Here is a 991-nt window from a genome sequence, read left to right on the forward strand (position 1 = left end):
AAAAATGGTAATAAATTTAATTTGTATTACAGGGAAGACAAAATTAAAAATAATATAAAGCCTATGAATATTTCAGGATCGCCATCAAGGGCCCTTTACATGAAAAATGGTTTTTATATAAATACATTATATGCATATAGAACATTTTCAAATGTAAAAATACACTATATTAGAACAGAAATATACAAACCTATTTTAATATTTTCATTTATAGGCATTATTTATTTTATATTAAACATTAAATTATACAATACATTTTTAATTTTGCTTATTGACCTTTATATACCATTTTTACCGGGACTTGTGTATTCCATGCTTATATCCCAGTGGCCGGTATTGCTTGAAAGGCCCTGGCTTTCATTTACATCAATGAATGCATATAAATATATCAAAAATTTAATTATATCCATAATATTGTCAGTTTTTATTGCAACATGTCCAATGATTTTATTTTCAGGACTTCTGCTTATTTTTCATTTTAATATATTATATATAATGATATTCTTATATCTGCTGGTAATGCCATCCATAACAGCTGCAATAATCATATATTCATACATGCTTATCGCACCCATTCAGATAACAGATTATGATAATATACGCAATTTTGCCAGCAGCGGACAGAATATGGAAAGATTAATCCCCTTTTTTATTCTTTATATTTCCTTTACAATAACATTTTTGCTTTCAATATTTTTAAAAAATATAATTTACATATCATTATTTTACCTAATAATTATAATAATAACATTTTCAATCCTCAATTCAAAAAGGATAATAAATTATATGGCAAATAAATTAATAAATGCAGATTTAATATAAATACCAAATTTTAAGGTTATATAAAATTGATAAATTCCATGTTATTTTCTATTTCCTGTATATTTTTACTTGAAAATAAATGAAATCATATATGAAAATAAGTACAGCATATAAATAGAATTCAAATTATATTTTTAGCAACAAAATTTTATTTATATGATTTGATTAA

At 23.0% G+C, this 991-nt stretch carries 1 protein-coding gene; it reads left to right on the plus strand.

The annotated features are described in order from the left end of the window. Positions 1-822 (plus strand): hypothetical protein (locus AOG55_RS07730; protein ID WP_236688997.1); only part of this gene is annotated, 822 nt, incomplete at its 5' end. Positions 823-991: the final 169 nt, after the last annotated feature.

The sequence above is a fragment of the Acidiplasma cupricumulans genome (genome assembly GCF_001402935.1).
GTDB lineage: Archaea > Thermoplasmatota > Thermoplasmata > Thermoplasmatales > Thermoplasmataceae > Acidiplasma > Acidiplasma aeolicum.